The organism is Rhizobacter sp., assembly GCF_031412075.1.
Lineage (GTDB): Bacteria > Pseudomonadota > Gammaproteobacteria > Burkholderiales > Burkholderiaceae_C > Rhizobacter.
In genome coordinates this window covers 1-5,435 of the sequence record NZ_JANOCG010000207.1, presented here as the reverse complement: position 1 = coordinate 5,435, position 5,435 = coordinate 1, and the positions used below count along the sequence as shown (strand labels likewise).

4 protein-coding genes are annotated in these 5,435 nt (G+C 67.1%); 2 read left to right on the top strand and 2 right to left on the bottom strand.

Features of this window, described 5'->3' with window-relative positions:
- Nucleotides 1-255 precede the first annotated feature (255 nt).
- The gene (gene mscL, locus RMO40_RS07170) at nt 256-684 is read left to right on the top strand and encodes a large conductance mechanosensitive channel protein MscL (protein ID WP_309718321.1); all 429 of its coding nucleotides are present in this window, start codon (nt 256-258) and stop codon (nt 682-684) included.
- Between the two features lie 165 nt (nt 685-849).
- Nucleotides 850-3,561 carry a DUF1631 family protein gene (locus RMO40_RS07165; protein WP_309718319.1) on the top strand — a complete coding sequence of 904 codons (2,712 nt, stop codon included), beginning with the start codon at nt 850-852 and terminating at the stop codon, nt 3,559-3,561.
- On the opposite strand, the gene pdxA is transcribed toward RMO40_RS07165, so the two are convergent.
- Both pdxA and RMO40_RS07155 read right to left on the bottom strand, forming a co-directional pair.
- On the bottom strand, nt 3,562-4,575 hold the full coding sequence (gene pdxA, locus RMO40_RS07160; protein WP_309718316.1) for a 4-hydroxythreonine-4-phosphate dehydrogenase PdxA: 1,014 nt from the start codon (nt 4,573-4,575) through the stop codon (nt 3,562-3,564). It abuts the gene before it with no gap.
- Entirely contained in the window at nt 4,572-5,324 is a 753-nt protein-coding gene (locus RMO40_RS07155) for a Nif3-like dinuclear metal center hexameric protein (RefSeq protein ID WP_309718313.1), read from the bottom strand. Before RMO40_RS07155 ends, pdxA begins: the two co-directional genes overlap by 4 nt.
- Nucleotides 5,325-5,435 lie beyond the last annotated feature (111 nt).

The window sequence follows — 5,435 nt, the reverse complement described above, 5'->3', positions numbered from 1 at the left end:
TGCCACCAACGGCGCCTGCGCCACAGGTGATGGCAACCCAGGTACGGCGGCCTTGATCGACTTGCTGGTCACTCATGGGGGTCCTCAATACTGACTTCTACTCAGGGGCAACCCGCGATTCTAGCGGACGTGTCAAGCCCGCCGGCCGCGCTGTGCAACGACTTCTGTTGCCGCTCGCGGGCAAGCGCCCGCCTCCGCCTTGACATCTCATCTCGCTCGGCAATACTGCGCCGCACTCAACACCTGGAGAAACCCATGGGATTCGCATCGGAGTTCAAGGAATTTGCGATGAAGGGCAACGTCGTCGACCTGGCGGTCGGCGTCATCATCGGGGCGGCCTTCGGCAAGATCGTCGACTCGATCGTCAAAGATCTGATCATGCCCATCGTTGGGAAGTTGATCGGTGGGCTCGATTTCTCAAGCTACTTCGTGATGCTCTCCAACCCACCGGCCGACTTCAAGGGACCGATGACGTATGAAGCGTTGACCAAGGCCGGCGTGCCCTTGTTTGCCTACGGCAACTTCATCACGGTGGCGCTGAACTTCATGATCCTGGCGTTCATCATTTTCATGATGGTCAAGCAGATCAACCGCCTGAAAAAGAACGCTCCGGCCGCGCCGCCCGCCCCCACGCCGGAAGAAGTGGTGCTGCTGCGCGAGATTCGCGATTCGTTGAAAAAGTGAGCGGGTATCCGCCGCCGCCGGCTGATTCCGCTCGGCGGCGCCCGCGCTCCCGGGCAACGCCGTGGCGGCTGGCGACCATTTGGCCCCATACTTGCAGGCCGTACGCTCACGTTGCGAGTTTGTCCGTGAGCGCGTCCCGGCTGGCCCACGGCGGCCCCGTTCGAGATGAATCAGACCGACCCACGCGCCCAGGCTGCTTTCGATGCAGCCATGAACCACATCAAGACGACCACCGCGGGCGTGGCGGATCGCGTGTCCGACCACCTCGGTCTGCTGGCGTCGGCCGCCGCGCGCATTTTTGACCGCGACGCCCTCGTCAACGCCCAGCTCGACCTGCGCCGCCACATGAGCACCTTTGTGCTGGTGTTCGGCGACACCCTCAGCAAGAAGATCACCCGCGAACTGAACCCGGGCCACGAGCCGGGCCGCAGCCTGGCTGAAACCGATTGGCAGTCACTCAGCCTGGTCGATGACTCCGAGGTCGAGGAACGCATGTTCGCCGACCGCATCGGCCAGGCCATCAGCCACGGGTGCGAATGGGAGCTGCGGGAGGTGGCTTCGTACACCGGTCAGCTGCTGGGCCTGGGCCGCGCCGACCACGACCGCAACCCCTTGCGCGGCGAGATGCTGGGTGCAGCGGTGTACCGCGCCATCGCCAACGTCACCAACGACCGCGAGAGCCGCAAGCTGCTGGCACGCGAGCTCGGCTTGGCCATGGCCAGGGTGATGCCGGGCTGCTACGCCGACATCCTCAAGGACTTCCGCGCCCGCGGCGTTCAGCCGGTGGGCCTCACGGTTCGCGGCGTGGAAGGCCCGGGCAACGAGCTCAACAGAGAACGCGTGATTTCGGGCTACGACACCTTGTCGCGCGATACCGGGATGACCACGGGCAGCGGGCATTTTGGGTCGAGCGGGAGTGGCGACTTCGACGGGGGCCCGGGCGCCGGTGGTGGCGCCAGGGCCGGCAGCGGCAGCAGTGGGTCCGGTGGCTTCGGCGGCAACTCCGGTGACGGCAGCACAGGCAGTGCAAGAGGCAGTGGCGCGGGAGCCGGCTCTGGCGGCGCGGGCCGCCCCGCGGCAGGTGGCTGGGGTGGGCGCGACGCGGCCGGCGGATCACCCGCCGGTTCACCGGGCGCCAACCCGCAACAGCGTCCCGGCGGAGCGCCTGGCAGCGGCGCACCAGGCGCTGCGGGTCGCGGCGGGTCGCGCAATTTGTCAGCAGGCGGTTCCCAGCAGGCCGATGCCGAGTTGATGACGCTGATCCGGCGCCTGACTTTCCTCGCCACCCGGCCGGCCGACTTGGGTGGGCCGACTGCGCCCGCTGGGCTCGGCGGCGGTTTTGCGGGTGGCGTCAGTGGCGCCGGCTCGCTCGGGGCGGCCAGCGGAGGCGGGTCGTTTGGCGACGTGGCCTCGGGCCTGATGGCCGCTAACCTGATCCGCACCCACCGCGAAGAATTGCGCCAGGCCTCGACCGGCACGCTCGATCACATGGTGATCGACGTGGTGGGTAGCCTGTTCGACCAGATCCTGTCCGACCCGCGCGTGCCACCGCAGATGGCGCGGCAGATCGCCCGCCTGCAGCTGCCGGTGTTGCGTGTGGCGCTGGTCGACAACACCTTCTTCTCATCGCGCAAGCACCCGGTGCGGCGCTTCGTCAACCGCATCGCCTCGCTGGCGGTTGCATTCGAAGACTTCGAAGACGGCCCCGGCAAGCTCTTCATGGCGCGTGTGCGCGAGCTGGTGCAAGAGATCGTCGACGGCGATTTCGACCAGATGGACGTCTACACGTCCAAGCTCAACGCGCTCGAGGGTTTCATTGCCCAGCAAGCCAAGACCGACGTGGAGGCCAACGCCTCGGCCGTGTCGGTGGTCGACGGCAAAGAATCCGACCTGCGCATCCAGCAGCGCTACATGCTGCAACTGCGCGCCGCGCTGACGCCGCTGTCGCTGCAAGACTACCTGCGCGACTTCCTGGCCCAGGTGTGGAGCCAGGCACTGGCGCTGGCCACCCGGCGCGAAGGGCCGCAGTCGGAGCTGGTGCAGCGCCTGAAACGCGCCGGCCGCGACCTGGTCATGAGCGTGCAGCCCAAGGGCTCGCCGGCCATGCGCAAGAAGTTCCTCATGCAGCTGCCGCCGCTGATGAAGGACTTGAACGAAGGCATGAAGCTCGTCGGCTGGCCCGACGCTGCGCAGAAGGAATTTTTCAGCAAGCTGCTGCCCGCGCACGCCGACTCGCTCAAGGGCCAGCCGCTGACCGAGCTCGAATACAACCTGCTCGCCAAGCAGCTCGAAGGGGTGTTCAACACCCCCGTGCCAGAGCCCGACGCGCTCTTGCGCGACGTGCCGATGACGAGCACGGGTGTCAACCAGCTGGAACCGCAGTTCTCAGACACCGAGGCCAAGCAGATCGGCCTGGTCGATGAAAGCTCGGTCGATTGGTCGGGCGAAATCGACATCGACCTCGGCGCCGCCCAAGCCGAGCCCGAACCGGTGCGCAGCGGCGGCCCCGATACCGGGCCGGTCGACATCGACCTCACGGCGCTCGACATCAACATCGACATGGCGTCCAAGGAGCCTGCCGAGCCCACCCAGGGCTTGCAGCTGATGGACCACGTGCGACTGGGTTTTGCCTACCAGATGCACTTGAACGACCAGTGGCAGAAGGTGCGCCTGAGCTACGTGAGCCCGGGGCGCGCGTTCTTCGTGTTCACGCGCGGCAAGCGCCACCACGAAACGGTTTCACTCACCGCCCGCATGCTGGCGCGCATGTGCGAGACCGGCCGCTTCAAGGCGTTTGAGAGCTCCTACCTGATCGAGCGCGCGACGGCACGTGCACGCAAGCAGCTCGCTGCGCTCACGGCGCAGAGCAAACACTGATCAGGCGCTGAGTTGCTGCGCCATGCGCAGCGCGGCGATCAGGCTGGCGGGGTCGGCGCGGCCGGTGCCTGCGATGTCAAACGCCGTGCCGTGGTCAGGGCTGGTGCGCACGAAGGGCAAGCCCAGCGTCACGTTCACACCCTGCTCCACCCCGAGGTACTTGACCGGGATCAGCCCGTGGTCGTGTGTCATCGCCACCACCAGGTCGAACTCGCCCGGGTGCGACGCCGTGTGTCGAGCGCGCATGAACACCGTGTCCGGCGCGTACGGCCCGCTGGCGGCAATGCCTTCAGCGCGAGCGGCCGCTATGGCCGGGCTGATGATGCGCAGCTCTTCGTCACCGAACAAGCCGCCCTCGCCAGCATGCGGGTTGAGCCCGGCCACCGCAATGCGCGGTGCACTGAGGCCGAACGAACGCGCTGCGCGGTCGGCAATGCGCAGTGTCTCGAGCACCGCCTCATACGTCACTGCGTCGATCGCTCGCCGCAGCGACATGTGGATGGTCACCAGCACCGTGCGCAGCTCGTCGTTGGCCAGCATCATGCGCACCGGCGGCAAGGGCTGGCCGGGCTCGGCGGCCAGCGCCTGCAGCATCTCGGTGTGACCGGGGTGCGCGATGCCAGCGGCGGCCAGCGCTTCCTTGTGAATGGGCGCGGTGACGATGGCGCAGGCTTCGCCCGCCCGCACCAGGCCCACCGCCTGGGTGATGCACGCTGCCGCAGCCGCGCCCGCGCGCGCGTCCACCTGCCCCACCGGTGCTTGCAGCAGATCGCCGGGCAGACCTGCCGCCTGCAACAAGGGCACGCAGTTTGGTGGGCAGGTGGCGGCATCGCTCGCACGCTCCAGCAGCGCGAGAGAGGTGCTGCGCCCGGTGAGCGCCAACGCACGCCGCATCACCCCCGCGTCGCCCAACACCACCGCGCCTTGCGCTGCACCCGACGCAAACGCCTTGGCAATGATCTCGGGGCCGATACCGCAGGCATCGCCCATCGTGATGACGCAAGGGGCGCTCATGCCGGGTTGTCGATCTCGATGAATTGGTGATCGAGCCCGAACTTGGCGGCCAGGTGCGCCCCCAGTGCAGGCGCACCATAACGCTCGCTGGCGTGGTGGCCACAGGCAAAGAACGCGACTCCCGTTTCACGCGCGAGGTGCGCCTGGGGCTCGGAGATTTCGCCGGTGATGAAGGCCTCTGCCCCGGCCGCGATGGCGGCCTCGAAGTAGCCCTGCGCGCCGCCCGTGCACCAGGCCACACGACGGATCGCCTGGCCCGCAGTGCCCTCCACCATCACCGGTGTGCGCCCCAGCCGATCGCTCAACAAGGCACTCAATGCCGCTGCGCTGAGCGCTTGCGCCGTGCCGCCGACAAAGCCCAGGTCTTGATCGCCGAAGCGTCCATCGGGCACGAAGCCCAGCCGCGCGCCGAACTGCGCGTTGTTGCCGAACTCGGCATGGGCATCCAGCGGCAGGTGGTACGCCCACAGATTGATGCCATGGGCCATCAACAATTCAACGCGTGCCTTGAGCCAACCGGTCAAACGACCGTCATGCCCTTTCCAGAACAAGCCGTGGTGCACCAGCAGGGCATCGGCCCTCTGCTCAATGGCGGCCTCGATGAAGGCGCGGCTGGCCGTGACACCCGAGATCAGCCGCTGCACCTCGGGTTTGCCCTCAACCTGCAAACCGTTCGGCCCATAATCGCGGAACTTCCCCACCTCCAGCAGCGTGCCCAGGTACGAGTCGAGTTCGGTGCGAGGGGTCATAAACAGGATCTCGTTGATGCGCAAGACGTGGCTCATTTTCTCCCAAGCCGTCACAGTGGCCTTGGCGCTTTTGTTCGTGGTGGCCACGCTCAAGCCCGAGTGGCTCGGGCG